Below are 20,146 nucleotides of genomic sequence, written 5' to 3'. Positions count from 1 at the left end.
GGCTAGCGGCGTGTGCCCAGGCACCGATCACGGCGTCCGCAACCGGAATGACTACGGCAACTGCCGTTTCGCGGTACTGCACAGGGCGAGGGCCTGCTGGCTATTCCAGCGCGGCGCGCAGCAGAGCAGTGAGATGGGCATCCCAGGCGATCGCGACCCAGGAGTGTGGTTCAGCCGTGGCGAGCAGACGGGTATCGCCCGACAGGTAGGGCTCCAGAGCTTCGGCGACCTCCTCGCGAAGATTGGGTTGGGCGGAGATCGCCCGCCCCAGAACCTCTGCGGCCACCGGCAACACCAGCGCGGCCTTCCCAGCCGCGACAGCATCCTGCAGGAGCGCCAGCTCCTGGTGAGCGGCCTTTTCCGCGGTGAGGTCAGCTGCGTCGAGCAAGTATCCGACCGCTGTTGCCGGCGCCGCGGGGTCTTGCCGACCGGAACTGGTCGGCCTGCCGTTCTGGGCGATGTCCCGAGCCTGAGCCAGCCACTCCGGTCGAAGATCCGGGTTGAGAGAGACGATTCGGCCGGCCTGGACTCCGGCCTCGGGCATGAGATATCCCGCGGCGTCGACCAGAGCCCGCATGGTTGGCCAAGCGGCCGCGGACTCGCCGGCCTGGATCAGGGCCGAAGCAGCAGCCAGGTGAGCGAGATCCTGGACGTAGGAGGAACCGACTTCGCCGGCCAGCTGCGTTCGGCACGCTTGCCGGTAGGCGGGGGAGGGCCGGCCGGCCCAGAGGTCGAGCAGGTCCGCAGCTGAGTCGGTGGCCGCTCCGAGAGCCCAGACCGAGCCGAACACGTCGTCGCCGGACAGCAGGGCCTGGGCGGACAGCAGCCAGGCGCCCGCCTCTGCTTCGAGGGCAGGGTGCTCGGCAATCGTCGTCCGGGCGGCAGAATTGAAGACGCTGGGGTCGCCCGCCGCGAGTGCGGCCAGTGCGCGGGTGGTTTCGGTGGACGGGGCCGCGCGCAGCGCCTCCAGCAGCACCTCGACCACCTCGTCCGACGGCTCGAGCAGGACCAGGACGTCGGCCCAGACCGGTGCGGTCGACGGCTGAACCGCGATCGCAGATCGAGCTACGGCAATCAGGTCGTCGTGCGCCCAGGCCACCGGACGAGGAAGTGCCGGGCGCCCGGGTGTACCGCCGAGCAGCGGCTTTCGGACTTCCGGGGTGCGGACCAGCATGAGCGCCCACTGGCCGACCAGAGACAGTGTCACCGGACTGCCGGTCTGGGCCAGGTCCTGGGCGACAGAAGCCCAACGATGATCCTGCAGCGCGAAGAGGCACCGGACCAGAAGCTCGGTGACCCGGTGGTCCTGCGGCGCCGGGTCAAGCCACCTGAGGGCAGCTTCGGCCAGCTGCGGCCCGCGTTCTCCGGCCACCGGCACGACCTGCCACAACACGGTCGCCAACTCGGCCACTGCACCTTCGTGCGCAAGCCCGGCAAGAGCGTCCATGGTTTCCAGGGTCGAAAGGCGTGATGCGTGGGCGACCTGACCCCAGGCCTGCACGAGGTCGGCTGTGCTGACCGGTCTTTCGGACGTGGTGGTGAAGGCGCGCAGGAGCGGCACCGCTCGGGCGCCTGCCTGGGCGACGAGAAGGCTGAGCGAGGATTCACCGGGCACTGGATAGATCGGCGCGAAAGTTGGCCAGAGGCGAACCAGGTGCTCGAACGCCGTCGGGATGTGCACGCCGATGGCCAGGGCGGTCCAGGCCGCGGCGAAGACTTCGTCCTCGTAGCCGGGCTCCTCGGCGAGCTGCTGCAGAGTACCGGGCGAGACGAGCTTCTGGTGGACCGCCGCCTCGATCAGCGGAAGCCTGACGTTGCCGTCCATCTCGTTGGCGAAGGCCTCCAGCAGCGTCTGGCTCACCACCGGGCCGGGCCAGAACCAGGTGCAGGTCCAGAAAGCGCCGCGAACGTCCCGGTCCGGGTCATTGGCCAGCGGCAGCAGCGTACGGGCGACCTCGGCCGGTACCTGCCCCAGCACTCGGCCACAGTCCCGCAACAGGCCCAGCACCCGCACCCGGCTCGGCGCGGCCGGATCCAGGGCCACTTCAGCCAGGTAGGGCAGGGCTTCCCGGATGGCGGCCTGGTTGTTCGGCAGCAGACGCAACTCCAGCCCGAACAGCGCTTGTTTCCACTCGTCGTCCTGCCGTAGTTGCCGGGCCACGTTCGAGAGTTCGGCGGGGCCGACCTTACTTGGGGCGTGCGGCGCATGCTGGGCGGAGTCCGGGCGGGGGATCACCTGCCGCATAGTAGGGCTAAAGGGAATCGCTGGTTGCGCATGCTTACGGCGTGTGGAGACAGCGGATCACGAACGCCTCTGCGATCGGCGTGCCCGGCGACGATCCGTGAGCCTGCCCACCGCGCCTGAACACTTTGCCGTCCAGATGTGCATTACCTGTCGTGAATACCGTGACAGCGCCGAGGAGCTCCGTGGTCTCTGACGTTGATCTGATCGTCCGGTCCCTGGCCGGTGACGACGAGGCGTTCGTCGAGATGATCACTCGCCACGAGCGCGCCATCGGCCGCTACCTCGTACGTCAGGTCGGGGCGCAGGCTGCCCCCGACGTCCAGGGCGAGGTCTGGGTGCAGGCGTTCAGCTCCAGGGCGAGCTACGACCGTGCGTATCCGGATGCCCGCCCCTGGCTCTACGGCATCGCGCTGAACCAGGTGCGCAGGCTGCGCCGGGCTCAGCGGCCGGAGGACCTCGTCCCTGACCTGACCGATCTGCCCAGCCCGTGGGATCCCTGGCCGGCCGTCGAGATGCGGGTCGCCGTTCGCGCCGCTCTGCAGGAGGCCCTGACCGAGCTCAGGTCCGACGAACGAGACGTGCTGATGCTGGTGGCCGGGCAGGACCTGACCGCTGCTGACGCGGCCCGCGCCCTGGGCGTCCCGGCCGGTACCGCCCGCCGATTGCTGCATCAGGCCCGCAACACCCTGCGCGCCAATCCCCAGGTCGCGGCGTTGCTGGCCGACCTCCACACGATTTCTCCGAACACCCAGAAGGAGCGCCGCTGATGGCCGACGAGATGGATCTGCTGACCTGGGCGCTGTCCGAAGGGCCCGACCACGACGGGCACGACCAGGCGCGGGCCCGGCTGCGCGAGCACATGGCCCGCACCACGGAGCCGACGCCCAGCCGCGCCCCCCGCGCCAGGCGGCGGAGCGGGATCATCGGGTTCGGCGCCGGCCTCGGGACCCTGGCCGCCGGTGCGGTCGCGGTCTTCGTGATCGCCTCGGCGATGTCCCCGGACGCCGTGGAGCCGACCCCTCAGGCGTCGGCGGAGGCCGGGCAGCCGGTGATCGAGTCCGAGCTGATCGCCCTGGCAACGCAGGTCAGGACGCTGGACCCGATGGACGAGGGCGATGCGACGCTGATCGCCCGTACCCAGAAGATCGACGGCAAGCTGGACTCGTTCGGCTACGACCTGTACGCCGACAACGGCGCCTACTACTACCGCGTGAAGCGGTCGGACCTGCCGGAGGCGGTGGCCCAGAACGACGACGTCTCCGAGGGCACAAACGCCAAGGGGGTCAAGGCGGCCCGGGGCGCGGTGGACGGTGACCTGGAGGCATCCCGGATCGAGATGACCAACGTCACGCCGAACCCCTGGGGCCTCGGCAAGTCGGAGGAAGAACAGCAGCGACTCTGGGACGAAGCCGGCGCTGATTTCGAGGCCCGGCTGAAGGAGTCTCCCGCGCTGGCCGAGCACTACAAGGGCTACGAACGCCCGACCGAGCCGCCCAAGGGCAAGGAGCTGGAGGCGAGCGTGGACAACAGCGTGTGGATGAACGCGACCGACGCCCTGACCGCCGGTGCCGGTGACCCGCAGGTGCGGGCCGGAGTCCTGCGGGTGCTCTCGACCATCCATGACGTCACGGTCGAGGAGACCACCACCAAGGGCCGGGCCACTCTCACCCTGAACTTCGGCATGAGCGTCTTCGATGACGACTCCTCGCAGAAGCTCGTGGTGGACGCCGAGACCGCCATGCCGATTTCTTCCGTCGTGAAGTCGGGCGATGCGACATCGGTCACGACCTACAAGGTCTCCCGGGTGACGCTCGCCGATCTCGCCGCGAAAGCCTGATCCCGAGAACATCTCTGCGGGTTGACGGGGTCTTGAGCCACGGCTCGGACCCCGTCTCGCGTGCAGTTTGGGCGGCGGGGCCTTCCTGCAGGACCGGTGGGCAGCGGCATGTCGATGCTTTGACCTACTCTGTCTCTGTGGTTCTCGGCGCAGAGCTCGTGACACGGATCGACCAGGCCGTCTCGCTCTACGGGCCCGGTCGGCCGATCCCCGAGCAGGAGCTCCGAGAGCGACTGAGCGGGATAGGACTGGAACCGGACCCGGAGTACGCAGCGTTCGTGGGCCGCTGGGGCGGGTGCTACGTCGGGGTTCCTGTCCACGCCTGGGACCATGCAAGCACTCTCGGCCGAGAGACTTGCGTCGACCTCACGCTCCGGGCTCGGGCCAACTTCGGCGAGGTGATCGACGGCCTGGTGTTCGCCGAGGACGGGTCCGGTAATCCACTCTGGATCGGGGCCGATCGGGCCGTCCACCTCTCGGACCACGACGGCGGTCCACAGATACGGCAGATCGCATCCAGTTTCAGCGCTCTGCTGAGCGAGAACGTTCACGATGAGAGCAGCACGACGTTCGGCTGATGGCCAGGTTGTCGAGATGCCCGTGCCAGACCTCGTCCAGCTGGACCCAGACTGTCGACGACAGCCTCAACATCCTTCATGGCTGCGGCTCAGAGCTCGCAGGACGGGCGCAGCACCGGGGCCGACGTCGGACGACGTGATGGTGCGCTGTCCTACTTCGCGGACGCCCAGGCGCAGGTGGCGCTGGGCAAGTGCGAGATCGCTGAGCAGGACGTGAATGCCGGGGATGCTGCCGCAGCGGAGCTGATCGAGGCCACGACGACTCTGAAGAGTCTGCGGGACAACGTCGTTCGTGCGCTCGAAGCCCGTTGCTGACGGCGCTGAACTGAAGTTCGCGGGATATTCCGGATCTCAGGCCGGCGGCGGGATCAGCGGCCCGCCGGATCGGCCCAGCCCGGACCGGCTCGGCTGGGAGCGGGGTGGTTCTGGACGAGCCGGTGGCTGGTGCGTGGCCGGCAAGATCGCGGTGTCCAGGACACCGGCGAAGCTGTCCTGCCATCCGAAGGGGGCGCCCACCCAGGAACTGGCCACCTCCAGAGCCGCCTGAGCCTTGGACCGGCCGTCAGCCCGCCAGCGCTCGTCCATCTGCTGGAGAACGGCCGTGCTCTGGGCCGGTTCGAGTTTCATCCCGAGGTCGAACATGACGGGGGTCCGTCCGTCCTTGGTATGGATGACGTTGACCCGGCTCTGTTCGGGCGTGTTGCAGATGGTCAGGCTTTCTCCACCGGCGCCGCCCATGGCGTTCTGGACCGGGGCGAGGATGCCGAGGACGGAGCCCTGCTCGAAGCAGAACCCGACGTCGGCCAGCGTGCCGACGCGCAGAAGAAGGTTCACCCCGGGATGGAAGAGCGCGATCGTTTCGGCGTAGCTGCGCGGTTGGACGTGCTCCGGCGCGACGGCGTACGCGGCGAGGACCCGCTGCACGTCCTGGCCGCGGCTGAGGCTCAGGCAGAAGCCGGCGGAGTTGAACGACAGGTCGGGCCAGTCCCACGGGGAGGAGGTCACAAGCAATTATCCGATCGAAGCAGCGGAATGCTGGGCCGGGCGCCCGGCGCGGGACGCCCGACCCGGCCTTGCAGATGTCGTCAGGCGGTGATGTCGAGGTAGTACTTGTCCAGGTCAAGCAGTCGCTGTCCCTGGGTGAAGTTCGACAGTGCGGTGCCGGCCAGCGAGTTGGACCCGCTGTCGACGTGCCCGATGACGCAGCGCTCGTTGCCCGTGGGTACCTTGCTCAGGTACCAATAGATCCCCCAGGTACCGTCGTCTTCCTTCAAGGGGAGGATCTCGGCGCAGCTGACGGCTGTTCGCCCAGTGGCCTCGTAGGTTGCGGCGAAGGGGAACTCGTCGCACGAGTCATTGGCGCCTACGTTCACCAGATCCTTGACGTAGACGCCGTTCTCGCAGGTGTTGTAGCGGTTCGAGTCTTGGATCGAGGTGTCGGCCAGCCGTCGCAGAGGCTGGTCCTTGCCCCATCCGTCGATCAGGACTTCCTGGGCCCAGAAGTAGGTCATGGCCGCACCGCCGTAGGTGGCGACCGACAGCGTCATGCGCGGGGTGATGCTCGGGTAGACGCACCCAGGGTTGTTGGAAACGATGTTGTCGCAGCGGATCACCCGGGGGTTGGTGAAATCGGCGCTGGGGTCGATCGGGATCGTCCCGGTCTGGGTGACGAAAAGAGAGTACTTGGTGGTGGTCTCGTCCGAAAGGCCCGTGGTCAAGGTCGTGGAGTAGCGGACCGTCCCGCTTGCGGACTGGTTCAGCGTCAGGGTACGGGCGCCGACCCACGGCGAGGCGGTGGTGGTCGTGCACTTGGACGAGCAGCTCGCGTTCAGTGCGACGTTCAGGCTGGGCACCCGAGCGGAGGTCGAGGTCAGCGTGACGGTGAGCGTGTCGCTCCAGGCGGTGCTGGTGGCGTTGAGGTTCATCGAGCCGTTGAGCGTCAGGACGGCCGTGCCCAGGGGTGCGCCCTTGTCGTCGTAAAGGGTGTACGTGACGCGGGCACCGCTCAGGCACGAGCTGAACCGGTCATACGTCCAGCTGCCGGGGGTGCAGGTGACCGCTGCCGCGCCGACATCGGAACCCTTGGAGGACTTCAGTTCTGAAGCCGGAATCGGGGTGGTGCGGGTGCACACCTTGGCCACGCCACTACGCGCTTGTGCCGAGGACTCGTCGGGGACCTGGCACTCCTGCCCACTGCTGCCCAGTGGTACCACCTGCTGGACATCGTCGGCGTCACTGGCGCCGGCCGGTGGTAGGTCGAGGGTGGCCCGGCCCATGCCGTCGAGATCATTCGGGTCGGATGAACCGGCCGCAGCGGCCGGCCCTCCGCCGAGCAGGCAGAGCGAGGCCAGCAGGAGCAGGGAAAGAAGGAGAGTGGGAAGAGAGCGTGGGAGAAGCCTTGGCATACGTTTGATTCCCATCAGTCAGGGCTGATCGACGGAATGTGTCGGCGGCATCAAAATATGACAGTTTGTCCGAGTTCAAGGTGTGTGGTGGAACACATTGCGATTCGGTCATCCGTCGTGAGTCGCCAAGCGCTGGGGAGATTCGGCGGAGGTTTCGATGACCGAGAAGCCTCGGCCGCGCAACCACCGACGTTCGTCGCCGAGGTGGGCCAGAGACCGCTCGCAGGTGCCTCGGGAGCGCGAAAGCGTCAGCTGGGAAGCTAGTTCCGGATCGTCGGCGGTGACAGCGTCGACGATGGCCAGGTGATCGTCGCGGGCCTGGGCGCGCGAGGGCGTCGCGCGGACCTCGAGCCAGCGGGTGCGGATGAGTCTGGCCAGTACGTCACGCATGCCCTCGGCCAGGAACGGGTTGCGCGACAGCCGGGACGGTGATGTTGCTCCTGGCCGCCAGCAGCGTCCTGCACCAGCCGATCCTGCCGGATCTGCCTGGTTCGGAAGGGCGCTCGGCATCCAGGACGCCGCGCAGTACATCGCCGAGCGTCTCGGCCTGGGCCCGGTCCAGCCCTGGAACCTCGAGGAAGCCGGACAGGCCTGGGGTGAAGGGTTCGCCCGCTTCGCCCTCGGATCCAACAGTCGGGTACGCGCAACCCGGGCCCGTGACCTCGGCTGGAGCCCTACCCGCACCTCCATCACTGCCTGGATCTGCGACGAAATGAAGATCGGCTGACCAGTTTTCTGACGGCGCCGACCCGGAACCCCGCAGAGTCCCGGCACTCCTGCGCAGGAATGGCTTCAGGGCAGCAGGACCGCGACCTTGCCGATCGCGCCTCCTGCGGCGACCACCGCGTGTGCCTGGCGCAGGGCCTCGGGGACGGGCCCCTCGAACGTGCGGGTCAGCGTGGTGCGCACCGCCCCCTCGTCGATCAGGTCCGCAACCTTGGTCAGCAGGCGTCCCTGCTCGGCCACGTCTTCGGCGTCGTTGGTGATCCGCGCGAACATCAATTCCCAGTGCAGGGCAGCCGATTTGGACTTCAACACCAGCGTCTCCTGGTTCTCTGGCTCGTCGATGGCCACCACGGCCCCGAACGGCTGCAGCAGTTGCGCGTAGATCGGCAGGTTTCCGCGGGTGTAGGGGGAGAAGATCCAGCGGACGCCGGTGGGGGCGACAGCGCGCAGGGCGGTGGGCAGGTCGTCGCGGTCGATCACGTGGTCGGCGCCCATCCGGAGGGCCCACTCCCGGGACTCCTCACGAGCGGCACTGGCGATCACCTGGACGTTCGGGGTGAGGGCTTTGGCCAGCTGGATCATGATGCTGCCGACCCCGCCCGCCGCTCCACCGACCAGCAGCGCACCCTTGTCCGTCGAACTGAGGCGCAGGTGGTCGAACAGCGACTCCCATGCGGTGATCGCGGTGAGTGGCAGAGCCGCGGACTCCGGCCAGGACAGCGTGGTGGGATGGCGGCCGACGATGCGCTCGTCCACGGCGTGCAGTTCGGCGTTCGTGCCGTCGCGGGTGATGTCCCCGGCGTAGTACACCTCGTCGCCCACCCGGAACCGCTGTGCCTGGGGACCGACCGCCTCCACCACCCCGGCCGCGTCCCAGCCCAGTTGCCGAGTCGCGCCGGCGGCCAGACCAGCCCGCACCTTGGTGTCCACCGGGTTCACCGACACGGCCCGGACCCGCACCAGGATGTCGTGCGGCCGCAGTTCCGGCACCTCCCGCTCCACCTCGAGGAACGCCGTCTCGTCGCCGGCGCCACCGAGGACCGGCCAGGCCTTGATGCTGCTCATCGTGCTCGCTCCCTTGATCGGTTTCCGATGCCGCCGACGGTAACTTGAAGACGCCAGTTACCCTCAAGGGGGACAAGTAACCTTTGGGAACCATAGGAGGTCAGGATGCCGACGGCCTGCTCGACCGGTCTACATGACGCACACGACGTCTACAATCCGGAATGCCCGTGCCGCGACCTGCTGGACGTGATCGCCAACAAGTGGTCGGCGCTGGTGATCGGCGCCCTGGAGCCGGGGCCGATGCGATTCGGTCAGTTGCGCACCCGGCTCAGCGGGATCAGCTCCAAGGTCCTGACCGCGACGCTCCGGCGGCTCGAGGAGGCGGGGCTGATCGAACGCGAGGTGTTCGCCGAGGTGCCGCCCCGGGTGGAGTACTCGCTGTCCGAGCTGGGCTACTCGGCCGCGCAGCCGCTGGCGGCGTTGCGGACCTGGGCCGAGGGGTCGCTGGACCGGGCCGTGGCGCAGCAATCAGGGTGAGACGGGTGCGGTGACCCGCAGGCGTCACTGGGTGATATCGGGCAGTGGGGTAGGTGCCTGTCGGCTGGGGCGGAGGCCGTCCAGCATGATTCCTACGACGCGGCGGTGGATCTGGGGGCCGCCCTTGCGCGATGCGAAGTCGATGCTGCTGACCGCGGCCATGGTGAGGGCGAAGAGGTCCGCGGTGGTCACGTCGTTGCGGATCACGCCGGCGGCCTGGCAGCGCTGCAGCATCTGTTCCAGCGAGGTGCGCATGAAATGATGGTGTTCCTGCACGATCTGCTCCACCCGTTCCGGCGAGGCACCCCGGGCCCAGCCGAAGCTGTCGGCATAACCGCTGACCACGAAATCGCGAAAACCCTTGTCCTGGGAGAACAGGCGCACGCCGCCCTCGAAGAACGTGACGAAACCCAGCCAGGGGTCCTCGGCCTCGATCGCCCGGCGCACGTCGGTCTGCGCCTTCTCGAAGTGGATCTCGAACAGGGCCAGGATCAGTTCGTCCTTGTTGGCGAAACGCCGGTAGACGGTGGCCACCCCGACTTCGGCCCGGGCGGCCACGTCGGCCAGGGTGGCGCTGAGTCCTTCGGCGGCGAACACCTCGCCGGCGGCGGCCAGGATGCGCTGCTGGATGTCGCCGGAGGCTCGGTGGACTGCGGTGGCCGATGCTTCGAGCGGCTCGGGCGAACTGTTCACCGGCCTAGCCTAGCAACGCGGAACAGTTATTCCGCTACAGTGGTCGTACGCCGGAACAGCTATTCCGCGTTTCGCCGCGCCTGCTGTCAGGTGTTGGCCCGTATGTACGAAAGGCAGACATGTCCGACCGCGCACGCACGGCGGCTTCTCAGACCCACGTCCCCGCCACCGGCCCAGACGGGCCGCCCGGCACCTCGCGCGCCCAGTGGCTGATCCTCGGGGTCATCTCGATCGCCCAGCTCATGGTGGTGCTCGACGCCACCATCGTGAACATCGCCCTTCCCGCCGCCCAGGCCGACCTGACGTTCGACGACGCCCAGCGGCAGTGGGTGGTGACCGCCTACTCCCTGGCCTTCGGCAGCCTGCTGCTGATCGGCGGCCGGCTCAACGACATGTTCGGCAGCAAGCTCGGCTTCCTCGTCGGCCTGGTGGGCTTCGCCGCCGCCTCGGCCCTGGGTGGCTGGGCGCCGAACTTCGAGATCCTGATCGTGGCCCGCGCCGCGCAGGGCGCCTTCGGCGCGCTGCTGGCCCCGGCTGCCCTGGCTATGCTCACCGTGAGCTTCGCCCACTCGCCCGACCGGGGTAAGGCCTTCGGGATCTTCGGGGCCGTGGCGGGTTCCGGTGCGGCGATCGGTCTGCTCCTGGGTGGAGCGCTGACCGAGTACCTGTCCTGGCGCTGGTGCCTGTACGTCAATGTGCTCTTCGCCGTAGTGGCCCTTCTCGGTGGACTGCGACTGTTGCCGGCCAACGAACGTGAGGGCGGACGTCCCTCGTTCGACTGGCCCGGATCCATCCTGGCCGTGACCGGAATCTTCTTCGTGGTATACGGTTTCGCCCGCTCCGAGACCGAAGGCTGGAGCGAGACGTTCACCCTGGTCAGTCTGATCGCCGGGGTCGTGCTGCTGGCCGGTTTCGTGGTGGCCGAGCGGACGGTGAAGCACCCGCTGCTGCCGCTGCGCATCCTGCTGGACCGGGTGCGCGGCACCTCGTACCTGGTGATGCTGACCGCGGCGATCGGCATGTTCGCCGTGTTCCTGTTCGTCACCTTCTACGTGCAGCAGGTACTCGGCTATTCACCGGTGAAGTCCGGCTTCGCCTTCCTGCCCATGGTTGTCGCCATCGGTGTCAGCGCCCAGTTCAACGGCAGCCCGGCCTTCCAGACCCGGATCGGCTCACGCCTGCAGATCGGGATCGGCTCGCTGCTGGCCGCCGCGGGCATGCTCACCTTTACCCGGTTCGAGGCCGACAGCAGCTACATCGCCGCCCTGCTGCCCGGCCTCGTCCTGGTCGGCCTCGGCCTGGGCTCGGTGTTCGCCGTCGCGATGGGCTCCTCCACGATCGGCGTCGAGGCGCATCAGGCCGGCGTCGCCTCCGCCACCGTCAACACCTCGCAGCAGGTCGGCGGCTCGATCGGGGTGGCCCTGCTGAGCAGCGTCTCGGCCTCGGCGGCCACCGACTACCTCGCCTCGCACGCGGCTGAAGGGGTTACGCCGCTGGTGGCGGTGCAGGCCCAGCTCGCCGCCTACGACGCGGTGTTCGTGTGGTCCGCGGTGTTCTTCGTGATCACCTCGGTCCTGGCCTTCCTGCTCTACCCCGCCCGGAAGGTCACGGCCGCGCTGGCCGAGGCCAACGACCAGGTGGCCGTGCACATGTGATGCGATCGGTGCCGGGCCCTCAGGGCCCGGCACCATCGATCGCGGAGCCCCTTTCTGGCCGAGGCAGAGCATCCGGGCCGCTGACTTCAGACCTGGGTCGAGCCACCGTCCACGTACAGTGCCGAACCCGTCATGAAGCTGCTCTGCTCAGAGGCCAGGAACAGCACAGTCGCGGCGATCTCCTCGGGCCGGGCCAGCCGCCCCAACGGAACCGAAGAAGCCATGCCCTGCTTGAAACCGGTGTTCTGGTCGGCGGGGACCAGGCCGTTCAGTCCCGGCGTCTCGGTCGGGCCGGGCATGATGGCGTTGACCCGGATGCCGCGCCCCTTGAGCTCGTTGGCCCAGGTGCGGGTGAACGAGCGCTGGGCGGCCTTGGTCGCGGCGTAGAGCCCGAACGCGGGTGCGCCCTGGTCGGCGTTGACCGAGCTGTTCAGCACGATCGAGGCGCCGTCGTTCAGGACCGGAAGGGCCTTCTGCACGGTGAAGAAGGTGCCGCGCACGTTGATGTCGAAGTGCCGGTCGTACTGCTCCTCGGTGGTGTCCTCCAGGGTCACGAACTCACCGATCGAGGCATTGGCGAAGAGCACGTCCAGGCCCTGGCCCCGGCTGCCGATCGCCTGGTAAAGCCGTTCCAGATCATCCAGTTTCGCGATGTCTCCGACGACCGGGGTCGCCGCCTCGGCGCCGATGGTCTCGACCGCGGCGTCGAGCTCGGCCTTGCGGCGGCCGGTGATGAACACGTGAGCACCCTCGGCGGCCATCCGCTCGGCGGCGGCCAGGCCGATCCCCGTGCTGCCGCCGGTGACCAGAGCGGTCTTGCCCTCGAGCTGTCCCATGACGCCTTCTCCCTGTTGTGTAGCGATCACTGCAGAACCAATGGACGACGGTGTCGCCCGCCGCTGCCGACTTCCGCATCGATCGATGCGGAATTAGGACCCTAACACTTCCGGATCGATCGATGCAGAATGTTCGGCATCGATCGCTTCAGAACGCTAAGGTGGTCGGCATGGTGACCAGGACGGACAAGCAGCGGGCGCCGATCGGCCGGCCCCGGGAGTTCGACGCCGAGGCCGCGCTGGAGAAGGCCATGCTCTTCTTCTGGGAGCACGGCTACGAGGGCGCCAGCCTGGCCGGCCTGACCAAGGCCATGGGTATCTCCACCACGAGCATGTACGCGGCCTTCGGCAACAAGGAGGAGCTGTTCCGCAAGGCCCTGCAGCGCTACAGCGAGAAGCCCGACTCCTACCTGGAACGCGGCCTGCTGGAACCCACCGCCTTCGGGGTGGCCAGCGTCGTCCTGAACGGCGTGGTGCGCAGCACTACCCAGCCCGAGCAGCCGCACGGCTGCCTCGGCGTCCACAGCGCCCTGGTCACCGGGGCCGGTGCCACCAGCATCCGCGAGCTCCTGGTCGAGTGGCGCACCGATTTCTACGAACGCCTGAACGAGCGCTTTCAGCGGGCGGCCGACGAAGGTGATCTACCCGAGGGCGCAGACCCGGCCGTGCTGGCCCGCTATCTCGCCACACTGGTCGGCGGTATCGCCGTCCAGGCCGCCGGTGGCGTCGCCCGTGAGGACCTTCAGGTCATGGCCGACGCGGCGCTGCGGACCTGGCCGCCCCGCTGAGAAATCGTAGGTGACTCCGAGGCGGTCGATTTCAGGGCATCGCCTCGATGAGGTGCGGGCTCGGTGGTCCCGGTGCCACAACGGCAAGGTCGTGGCACCGGGAGCCAGCTCGTCAGTGGATCGGGACGTCTCCGGTGGTTCCCCACACGGGCGGGTTCTGGCTGTAGGTCTCGGTGGAGCTGTAGAAGACCAGCCAGGTGTTGTTGGACGGGCGGAAGAGGGTGTGGTCGGTGCGGCCGTCGCCGTCGTAGTCGCCTTGGACGACCTGGTCGCCCTTGGTGCCCCAGTAGCGGTTCTGGGCGGTGTTGGTGGAACTGTTGATGACGTACCAGACGCCGTCGGAGGGACGCCAGAGCGCGAGGTCGGTGCGGCCGTCACCGTCGTAGTCGCCCGGGGCGACCTGGTCGCCCTTGGTGCCCCACTGCCGGTTGGTGTTCTTGCCGGTGGAGCTGTTCAGGACGTACCAGACGCCGTCGGAGGGGCGGAAGAGGGCGTGGTCGGTGCGGCCGTCGCCGTCGTAGTCGCCGGGGGCGACCTGGTCGCCCTTGGTTCCCCAGCGCTTGGTGAGCTGGGAGTTGGTCTTGCTGGCGATGATGTACCAGGTGCCGTCGGAGGGCCGGAAGACGGCGAAGTCGGTACGGCCGTCGCCGTCGTAGTCGCCGGGTGCGACCTGGTCGCCGGTGGTGCCCCAGTCGATGCTCTTGGTCCGGCCGTCGGAACTGGTGATGTACGTCCACGTACCGTCGTTGGGGTTCCACATCCCCACGTCGGTCTTCTTGTCGCCGTCGTAGTCGCCGGGGACCGGGACGTGGTCCTTCTGGCCGATGACGACTGCTGGAAGGGCCTTCGCCTGGTTCCCGATATTGGTGCGGGTGTGCCAGGTGCGGGTGGACGGGCGGTAGGTCGTCAGATCGCTCTTGCCGTCACCGTCGCGGTCCACGATGGCGGTCGCCGGATTGGTCAGACGCTTGGCGCTGAGGGCGTCCTGGGCCAGGGCGGCGCCGGAAGCGTGAGCGGCGCTGCTGGCCAGGGCGGGTGCAGGTGAGGCCACGAGCGCGCTCAGTCCGAGTGCGGCGCCGGCCAGGACGGTGGCCCGGGTGAAAGGGCGGTGAATTCTCATGGGCAGAACCATGGGTCAGGGCGAGCCCAAAGCCGTTGCCTGCCATCAAATGAGGGAAGGGGGCCGGGCCGGCGCAGGACGGTGGTGGTGCGATTCGGTGTAAAGTGCCCGTCGCTGGTGATGTGCTGCTGTGTCTTCACTTTCGTGTCACCGCCTGTTGCCCGGCGCCCACGAACGGTACTCATCCATGAACGGTCCGATCCGCCATCTCGCGGCGGTCATCACCCTGCTCTTCAGTGCGCTGTTCGTCGCTGTCACCTACATCCAGGTGATCGCCCGCGCCGACCTGGAGGACCACCCGAGGAATCTGCGGACCCAGGTCAAGGAACGCAGTCGCGAACGCGGCCAGATCCTGGCCGGGTCCACGGTCGTGGCCCGGTCAGAACCGGCCGAGGGCACCTACCCGTTCCTGCGCAGCTACCCCTTGGGTCCGATGTACGCACCGGTCACCGGCTACTTCGGGGTCAACCTGCAGCCGTTCGGTCTGGAGGGCCTGCAGAGCGAGTACCTGTCGGGCACCCACGACTCGCTGTTCCTGCCCAGCCTGGGCAGCCTGCTGACCGGAGAGCAGGCCAAGGGCGCCACGATCGAGACCACGATCAACCCCGAGGCCCAGAAGGCGGCCTGGGACGAGCTCGAGGACCAGCGCGGCGCCGTCATCGCCCTGGATCCGCGAACCGGCGCCATCCTGGCCATGGTGAGCCGGCCGTCCTACAACCCGAACCGGCTGGCCGTGCACGACACCGGGGCGGCGTACGAGGCCTACCAGAAACTCAACGCCGATCAGCTGCAACCGCTGCTGAACCGGGCCTTGCGCCAGACCTACCCGCCCGGCTCCACGTTCAAGATCGTCACCGCGGCGGCGGCCCTGGCCGACGGCTGGCAGGCCCGCTCCCGCGAGAACGTCAACGGCTCGAAGAGCCTGCGCCTGCCCGGTACCAACCATCGGGTCCGTAACAGCGGCGGGCACGGTTGCTTCGGCGGGCGGCCGACCCTGCTGCAGGCCTTCGCAGCCTCCTGCAACACCACGTTCGCGCAGCTGGCCATGGAGCTGGGCAACGACAAGATGCGCGATCAGGCGGAGAAGTTCGGCTTCGGACTCGAGCTGAGCGTCCCGCAGACCGTGACCCCCAGCGTCTTCGCCGACGGTGACCTCGACCAGTCCCAGCTGGCTCTGTCCGGGCTCGGTCAGCTGAACGTGCGGACCACCCCGCTGCAGGTGGCGATGCTGGCCGCAGCGGTCGCCAACGACGGTGTTCTGATGCGCCCCAACCTGATTCGGCGGGTGGTCAGCGCCAACGGGAAGACGGTTTCCGAGCCCGGTCCGGAGGAGCTGTCCACGGCGGTCAGCCCGGACGTGGCCGATCAGCTCGCTGACATGATGAAAGCGGCCGTGCAGAGCCCGCAGGGCACCGGTTCGGCGGCCCGGATCCCCGGGGTCGAGGTGGCCGGCAAGACCGGTACCGCCCAGACCGGTACCACCGACGACACTGCGCCGCACACCTGGTTCACCTCGTTCGCCCCGGTGGACGATCCCCAGGTGGCGGTCGCCGTGGTGGTGGAGAACGGTGGCCTGGCCGGTAACGAGGGCTACGGCGGCACGGTGGCGGCCCCGATCGCCGATGCCGTGACCAGAGCCGTCCTCAAGCGCTGACCAGCAGCCCGGATTGTGGTGGGGGTCTTTCTTGAGTTTCAGGCGGTCAGTCCCCACCAACGGCAGGGCGGCAGCGTCGGACAGCGGAAGGTTCTTGGGCTGAGCGCCCGCGCCTGAGCGATGGCTGAGAGGCCCGATCGCCGCAGGGCTGCTCTTTCTGCGGACTTGGCGCGATGCTGGCGGTGCGGGCCCGGTGCCCGCAGACGCACCTCAAGGACGAGCGTGCTGATCGGAGCGCGCCGCGGCGCCCGGCCGATCGTCCGGTGGTGCCGTCCCGGCCCGCCGCCCGCCATCCGGAAGGTGCGCTCCTTGCCTGCTCGTCGCCCGACCTTCGTCGGTGAACCGTGGATCTAGCGGGACGGCATGTGCGCGCCGCCACCGGAACGGATGCACCGGAGCACCGACCGGCGTCGAACCGCAGCCGGACGCTGTGGACCTTCACCGACCAGGCCCTGGCCAGCCTGTCGAACTTCGGCTTCTCGATCGTGGTCGCCCGTGAGCTCTCGGTGGGCGACTTCGCCTCGTTCAGCGTCATGCTGGTCACCTTCACCTTCCTGATCGGCCTGGGCCGGGCCGCGATCGGCGACCCGTACGTGATCCGGTTCACCGACGTGGCCCGGCCGGTCCGGCACCGGGCGGCCCGGCGGGCCACCGGTTCGGCACTCAGCTTCGGCGTGCTCAGTGGCATCCTCTGCGCGCTCGCGGCCGCTGTCGTCTTCGCCGTCTCCGGGAACGGGCACGCCGCCGTGGGCCTGGCCGGTCTGGCCATCGCCATGCCGGGCCTGATGCTGCAGGAGACCTGGCGCGGCGTCTTCTTCGCCGAGGGCCGCCCGCGCACCGCCGCCGGCAACGACGCGGTGCGCGCAGTGATCCAGTTCTCACTGCTGGCCGTCCTGCTCAGCCGGCCCGAGCCCTCGGTCCTCCTGATCACCCTGGCCTGGGGCGCCGGTGCCCTGGCCGCCGCCCTGTTCGGGATCGTCCAGGCCAAGGTCGTGCCGAACCCGTTCGGCGCCCTGGCCTGGTTCCGCGAGACCCGCGACATCAACGTCAAGATGGCCGCCGACTTCTCCTTCAACCAGGGCGCCACCACCCTGGTCATGTACTTCATCACCGGCATCGTCGGCACCGTGGCGATCGGCGCGATCCGGGCCGCCCAGACCCTGCTGGGCCCGCTGAACCTGGTGTTCTCCGGGATCTCCGCGGCCGGGCTGCCGCTGCTGACCCGGGCCGCGATCGGCGGCGGCTCCCTGATCCGGTTGTCGTTGCTGCTCAGCGGCGCGATCGGGGGCCTGGCCGGGCTGTGCGTGCTGGTCCTGCTGGTCCTGCCTGCCTCGATCGGCGCCGAGCTGCTCGGCCCGAGCTGGGCCAACGCCCGCGCGGTGATGCTGCCGATGGGCGTCATCGTGATCAGCGTCGGCTTCGTGCTCGGGGCCAGTCTGGGGCTGAAGGCCCTGCGTCAGGTGAACCGGATGCTCCAGGTCACCTTCGTGCAGGCGCCGCTGATGCTCGGCCTGGGTGCGCTCGGCGGCTGGCTGGGCAGCGCCCCGGGTGCGGCCTGGGGCATGGCCATCGCGCAGATGGTCGGCCTGGTGGCGTGCTGGGCGATCTTCGTACGGGCCGACCGTGCGCCCCGGCCGTGGATCGTCGAGGAGAACCAGGAACGGGCCCGGGAACCCGAACCGGTGTGATCACAGGGCTGTGACAGCGAGAACCAGTGTTGCGGCCGACAGCACGGTGAAGACCGCGGCCATCGGCATGCCCTTGAACGACCAGGCGCGCAGGTGAAAACCGAGGGCGCCCAGGAAGTACAGGGTGAGGCCGAGCGCGCTGGCGATGCCCAGTGGACGCCAGGCGATCCCGAGCAGCAGGCCAGTGGCACCGGCCAGGTTCAGCAGAGCCAGCGGGACGAACCACGAGCGGGGAACTCCGGCGGCCAGGAGCCCTGAGACGGCGGGCTCCATCCCCCGAATCTTGGCGTTGGCCGTCCCGGCGCTCATCAGGGCCAGAACAACAGCAACGGACGTGTATGCGGCGAACATTCGCAATCCTCAGTTCTTGACGGGGTGGAGTAGCGCGAACACGGGAAATCGTGCTCAAGGCATGTCCACGACGCTAGAAGGCCGTTAGGTACCTCCTGGTACCTTTCGGCTCATGAGCCTGCGCCCCGGCACGGTCTTTCTTGCCGACTGCCCGGCCCGGCTGGCGATGGAGATCATCTCCAGCAAGTGGGCCATGGTCACGGTGTTCGCGTTGAGCCAGGGCCCGGTCCGCCACGGTGATCTGGTGGAGCTGATCGGCGGAGTGTCGCGCAAGGTCCTGACCCAGACGTTGCGCCGGCTGCAGGAGCACGGACTGGTCGACCGGCAGGTGTACGCCGAGGCCCCGCCGCGGGTGGAGTACAGCCTTACCGAGCTGGGTCAGACTCTGGTGGAGCCGATCTCGGCCCTCACGGCCTGGGCCCGCGATCATGGTGAAGAGGTCTCCAGCCTCCATGAGGAGTCCGAGGCCGGCTGAGGTAGCCGTTCCTCACCTTCCGGGAGCGATCGCGTCATCCATGCTGAGGCCGTCTCTCTCGTCGTCCCAGGCCGCTGCGCTGATCCGCCATCCGCTCAGGGTCCGCACGAACTGGATGCTCTTCTTCCCGCGCCCGGTGAAGGAAACACCCTCGTGGATACCGGCCTTGGCGTAGCTGCACCAGTGCTGGGCGATGTCCCCGAAGACCTCGGTTTGCCCGGCCGTCTGCCACTCGCGAAAGTTCGCCAGTTTTCCGTTGGACAGCAAGGCTTTACGGGGAGCGATGAAATCCTCGACGCCGTACACCGTTGGTTCACCGCCGCAGGTTCGGACGATGACCGCGGCCGGCAGGAAGAGCGAGCGCAGGTCGTCCATCCGGGCGTCCAGGTCCGGGCCGGAGGTGAAGGCCGCGAAGAAGGTTCGCACGTGGGCGTCAATCTGCTCCAGGTCGCTGGCCGGAGCGGTTGAGGACGATCCATCGATGCTCATGCTCGAGGATCTCACCACCGGGCAGGACAGGTCCCCCGGTCTGCTGGCGGGACCGCTACCCACCGATGAAGGACGTTGGTGCGATCGGTGCCCACAAACGTCCCCCATTGGTAGTGGTCCAGTTCGGTCAGGTGCTGGGTACCGATTCGTTCGTCGTGCGAGGTGCAATCGAGGGGTAGTTCTGCTCGAGGAATTCGCGGTAGCTGGTGGGCCGGTAGCCGATGAGCTTTTCCAGGTCGTCGGTGTTCTTGCTGAACGAGCCGAGGCCGACGCCGGCGACCCAGGCCGTCAGGAATTCGGCGACGTGCTCGGGAATGCCTTTCTGGAGGTAGCTTTCGTGGAATTCTGCTACCGGCACGGGTAGGTACGGAACCGGCTTGCCGTGGATCGTGCTCAGGGTGGTGGCGATGTCCCGGTAGGACGCGGCCTCGCTCCCGTTCAGGGTGTAGCTCTTGTTCTCGTGGCCGTCCTGGGTGAGTACGGCGACGTTGCCGGCGGCGAGGTCGCGTAGCAGCGCGGGCGCCATCGTGCCCTCGCCCGGGGGAACCCGCACGCCGGTTTCGTAGGCGTCGGTTCCGATGTAGCCGGCGATCTGGTCCAGGTACATGGGGTTGTGGAGGATGGTGTAGGTCAGGCCCGAGGCTCGCAGCGTCTTCTCCGTGAAGACGTCGGATTCGGTGACTCCGACCTGGTTGATGCCCAGTTCGTCGTCGCGCTGGATCGACGTGTAGATCACGTGCTTGACGCCGGCCTGCCGGGCGGCCGTAATGGCCTTGTAGTGCTGGGTGTTTCGGTCCGTGAAAGCCTGTGCCGAGACGAGCAGGAGCTTGTCCACGCCTGCGAAGGCCTTGACGAGGGAGTCGAAGTCGGAGTAATCGCCCTGGCGGATGTCCACCCCCTGCGCGGCCAGGTCGGCGGCTCGCTCGGGGGATCGGGAGAGCCCGGCCAGTCGCTCGGCGGGGACGGTTTCGAGGAGTAGTTGCAGGGTGTGGCGGCCCAGATTTCCGGTGGCTCCGGTGACGAGGAGCTTGCTCATGATTCAGTTCCTGTTCTGGGTGATGACG

The 20,146-nt window shown here is 68.2% G+C and carries 22 protein-coding genes; 11 read left to right on the top strand and 11 right to left on the bottom strand.

Annotated features, from left to right (window positions below; translation table 11 throughout):
* Positions 1-100 precede the first annotated feature (100 nt).
* Positions 101-2,236 carry a hypothetical protein gene (locus LR394_RS09465; protein WP_231440302.1) on the bottom strand — a complete coding sequence of 712 codons (2,136 nt, stop codon included), beginning with the start codon at positions 2,234-2,236 and terminating at the stop codon, positions 101-103.
* A gap of 191 nt (positions 2,237-2,427) precedes the next feature.
* Here LR394_RS09465 and LR394_RS09460 point away from each other — a divergent pair, with 191 nt between their 5' ends.
* From LR394_RS09460 to LR394_RS09445, 4 genes are all read left to right on the top strand, one after another.
* Entirely contained in the window at positions 2,428-3,012 is a 585-nt protein-coding gene (locus LR394_RS09460; RefSeq protein ID WP_231440301.1) for an RNA polymerase sigma factor, read from the top strand.
* Positions 3,012-4,082, top strand: coding sequence for a hypothetical protein (locus tag LR394_RS09455; protein ID WP_231440300.1), 1,071 nt, complete (start codon positions 3,012-3,014; stop codon positions 4,080-4,082). The genes LR394_RS09460 and LR394_RS09455 overlap by 1 nt, the downstream gene beginning before the upstream one ends.
* Before the next feature lie 137 nt (positions 4,083-4,219).
* Entirely contained in the window at positions 4,220-4,660 is a 441-nt protein-coding gene (locus LR394_RS09450) for an SMI1/KNR4 family protein (protein ID WP_231440299.1), read from the top strand.
* Between the two features lie 78 nt (positions 4,661-4,738).
* Entirely contained in the window at positions 4,739-4,975 is a 237-nt protein-coding gene (locus LR394_RS09445; protein ID WP_231440298.1) for a hypothetical protein, read from the top strand.
* Between the two features lie 36 nt (positions 4,976-5,011).
* On the opposite strand, the gene LR394_RS09440 is transcribed toward LR394_RS09445, so the two are convergent.
* The 3 genes from LR394_RS09440 to LR394_RS09430 all read right to left on the bottom strand — a co-directional run bounded on the left by LR394_RS09440 (position 5,012) and on the right by LR394_RS09430 (position 7,455).
* The gene (locus tag LR394_RS09440) at positions 5,012-5,665 is read right to left on the bottom strand and encodes a hypothetical protein (protein ID WP_231440297.1); all 654 of its coding nucleotides are present in this window, start codon (positions 5,663-5,665) and stop codon (positions 5,012-5,014) included.
* An 80-nt stretch (positions 5,666-5,745) separates the two neighbouring features.
* Positions 5,746-7,080, bottom strand: coding sequence for a hypothetical protein (locus tag LR394_RS09435; RefSeq protein WP_231440296.1), 1,335 nt, complete (start codon positions 7,078-7,080; stop codon positions 5,746-5,748).
* Positions 7,081-7,173: 93 nt separating this feature from the next.
* Positions 7,174-7,455: a GntR family transcriptional regulator gene (locus tag LR394_RS09430; RefSeq protein ID WP_231440295.1), complete on the bottom strand. Its 282-nt coding sequence runs from the start codon at positions 7,453-7,455 to the stop codon at positions 7,174-7,176.
* Between LR394_RS09430 and LR394_RS09425 the strand changes: the two genes are divergently transcribed.
* Positions 7,454-7,792: a hypothetical protein gene (locus LR394_RS09425; RefSeq protein ID WP_231440294.1), complete on the top strand. Its 339-nt coding sequence runs from the start codon at positions 7,454-7,456 to the stop codon at positions 7,790-7,792. The two genes, LR394_RS09430 and LR394_RS09425, sit on opposite strands and share 2 nt — an antisense overlap.
* A 65-nt stretch (positions 7,793-7,857) precedes the next feature.
* On the opposite strand, the gene LR394_RS09420 is transcribed toward LR394_RS09425, so the two are convergent.
* The gene (locus LR394_RS09420) at positions 7,858-8,856 is read right to left on the bottom strand and encodes a zinc-binding alcohol dehydrogenase family protein (RefSeq protein WP_231440293.1); all 999 of its coding nucleotides are present in this window, start codon (positions 8,854-8,856) and stop codon (positions 7,858-7,860) included.
* 105 nt (positions 8,857-8,961) lie between these two features.
* On the opposite strand from LR394_RS09420, the gene LR394_RS09415 reads away from it, so the two are divergent.
* The gene (locus LR394_RS09415; protein ID WP_231440292.1) at positions 8,962-9,333 is read left to right on the top strand and encodes a winged helix-turn-helix transcriptional regulator; all 372 of its coding nucleotides are present in this window, start codon (positions 8,962-8,964) and stop codon (positions 9,331-9,333) included.
* Between the two features lie 24 nt (positions 9,334-9,357).
* Here the strand turns inward: LR394_RS09415 and LR394_RS09410 are convergent, their stop codons facing one another.
* The gene (locus LR394_RS09410) at positions 9,358-10,026 is read right to left on the bottom strand and encodes a TetR/AcrR family transcriptional regulator (RefSeq protein WP_231440291.1); all 669 of its coding nucleotides are present in this window, start codon (positions 10,024-10,026) and stop codon (positions 9,358-9,360) included.
* A gap of 119 nt (positions 10,027-10,145) precedes the next feature.
* On the opposite strand from LR394_RS09410, the gene LR394_RS09405 reads away from it, so the two are divergent.
* The gene (locus LR394_RS09405; protein WP_231440290.1) at positions 10,146-11,681 is read left to right on the top strand and encodes an MFS transporter; all 1,536 of its coding nucleotides are present in this window, start codon (positions 10,146-10,148) and stop codon (positions 11,679-11,681) included.
* An 86-nt stretch (positions 11,682-11,767) separates the two neighbouring features.
* Here the strand turns inward: LR394_RS09405 and LR394_RS09400 are convergent, their stop codons facing one another.
* On the bottom strand, positions 11,768-12,517 hold the full coding sequence (locus LR394_RS09400; RefSeq protein ID WP_231440289.1) for an SDR family NAD(P)-dependent oxidoreductase: 750 nt from the start codon (positions 12,515-12,517) through the stop codon (positions 11,768-11,770).
* A 170-nt stretch (positions 12,518-12,687) separates the two neighbouring features.
* Between LR394_RS09400 and LR394_RS09395 the strand changes: the two genes are divergently transcribed.
* A complete protein-coding gene (locus LR394_RS09395; protein WP_231440288.1) occupies positions 12,688-13,305 on the top strand; it encodes a TetR/AcrR family transcriptional regulator in 618 nt (205 codons plus the stop codon).
* Between the two features lie 112 nt (positions 13,306-13,417).
* Here LR394_RS09395 and LR394_RS09390 read toward each other — a convergent pair whose 3' ends face one another.
* Entirely contained in the window at positions 13,418-14,425 is a 1,008-nt protein-coding gene (locus LR394_RS09390) for an FG-GAP repeat domain-containing protein (protein ID WP_231440287.1), read from the bottom strand.
* Between the two features lie 187 nt (positions 14,426-14,612).
* On the opposite strand from LR394_RS09390, the gene LR394_RS09385 reads away from it, so the two are divergent.
* Both LR394_RS09385 and LR394_RS09380 read left to right on the top strand, forming a co-directional pair.
* Positions 14,613-16,079, top strand: coding sequence for a peptidoglycan D,D-transpeptidase FtsI family protein (locus LR394_RS09385; protein ID WP_231440286.1), 1,467 nt, complete (start codon positions 14,613-14,615; stop codon positions 16,077-16,079).
* A gap of 365 nt (positions 16,080-16,444) precedes the next feature.
* On the top strand, positions 16,445-17,767 hold the full coding sequence (locus tag LR394_RS09380; protein ID WP_231440285.1) for an MATE family efflux transporter: 1,323 nt from the start codon (positions 16,445-16,447) through the stop codon (positions 17,765-17,767).
* Here the strand turns inward: LR394_RS09380 and LR394_RS09375 are convergent, their stop codons facing one another.
* Positions 17,768-18,118, bottom strand: a complete 351-nt coding sequence (locus LR394_RS09375; RefSeq protein WP_231440284.1) for a DoxX family protein — start codon at positions 18,116-18,118, stop codon at positions 17,768-17,770.
* 112 nt (positions 18,119-18,230) lie between these two features.
* On the opposite strand from LR394_RS09375, the gene LR394_RS09370 reads away from it, so the two are divergent.
* Positions 18,231-18,593 (top strand): winged helix-turn-helix transcriptional regulator, encoded by a 363-nt coding sequence (locus LR394_RS09370; protein WP_231440283.1) that lies wholly within the window; start codon positions 18,231-18,233, stop codon positions 18,591-18,593.
* A 12-nt stretch (positions 18,594-18,605) separates the two neighbouring features.
* On the opposite strand, the gene LR394_RS09365 is transcribed toward LR394_RS09370, so the two are convergent.
* Positions 18,606-19,082 (bottom strand): hypothetical protein, encoded by a 477-nt coding sequence (locus tag LR394_RS09365; RefSeq protein WP_231440282.1) that lies wholly within the window; start codon positions 19,080-19,082, stop codon positions 18,606-18,608.
* A 127-nt stretch (positions 19,083-19,209) separates the two neighbouring features.
* Positions 19,210-20,118: an SDR family oxidoreductase gene (locus LR394_RS09360; protein WP_231440281.1), complete on the bottom strand. Its 909-nt coding sequence runs from the start codon at positions 20,116-20,118 to the stop codon at positions 19,210-19,212.
* Between the last annotated feature and the right edge of the window lie 28 nt (positions 20,119-20,146).

The sequence above is a fragment of the Kineosporia babensis genome, from assembly GCF_021129305.1.
In the GTDB taxonomy this organism is placed as follows: Bacteria; Actinomycetota; Actinomycetes; order Actinomycetales; family Kineosporiaceae; genus Kineosporia; species Kineosporia babensis.
This window is presented reverse-complemented; position numbering and strand designations above follow the sequence as displayed.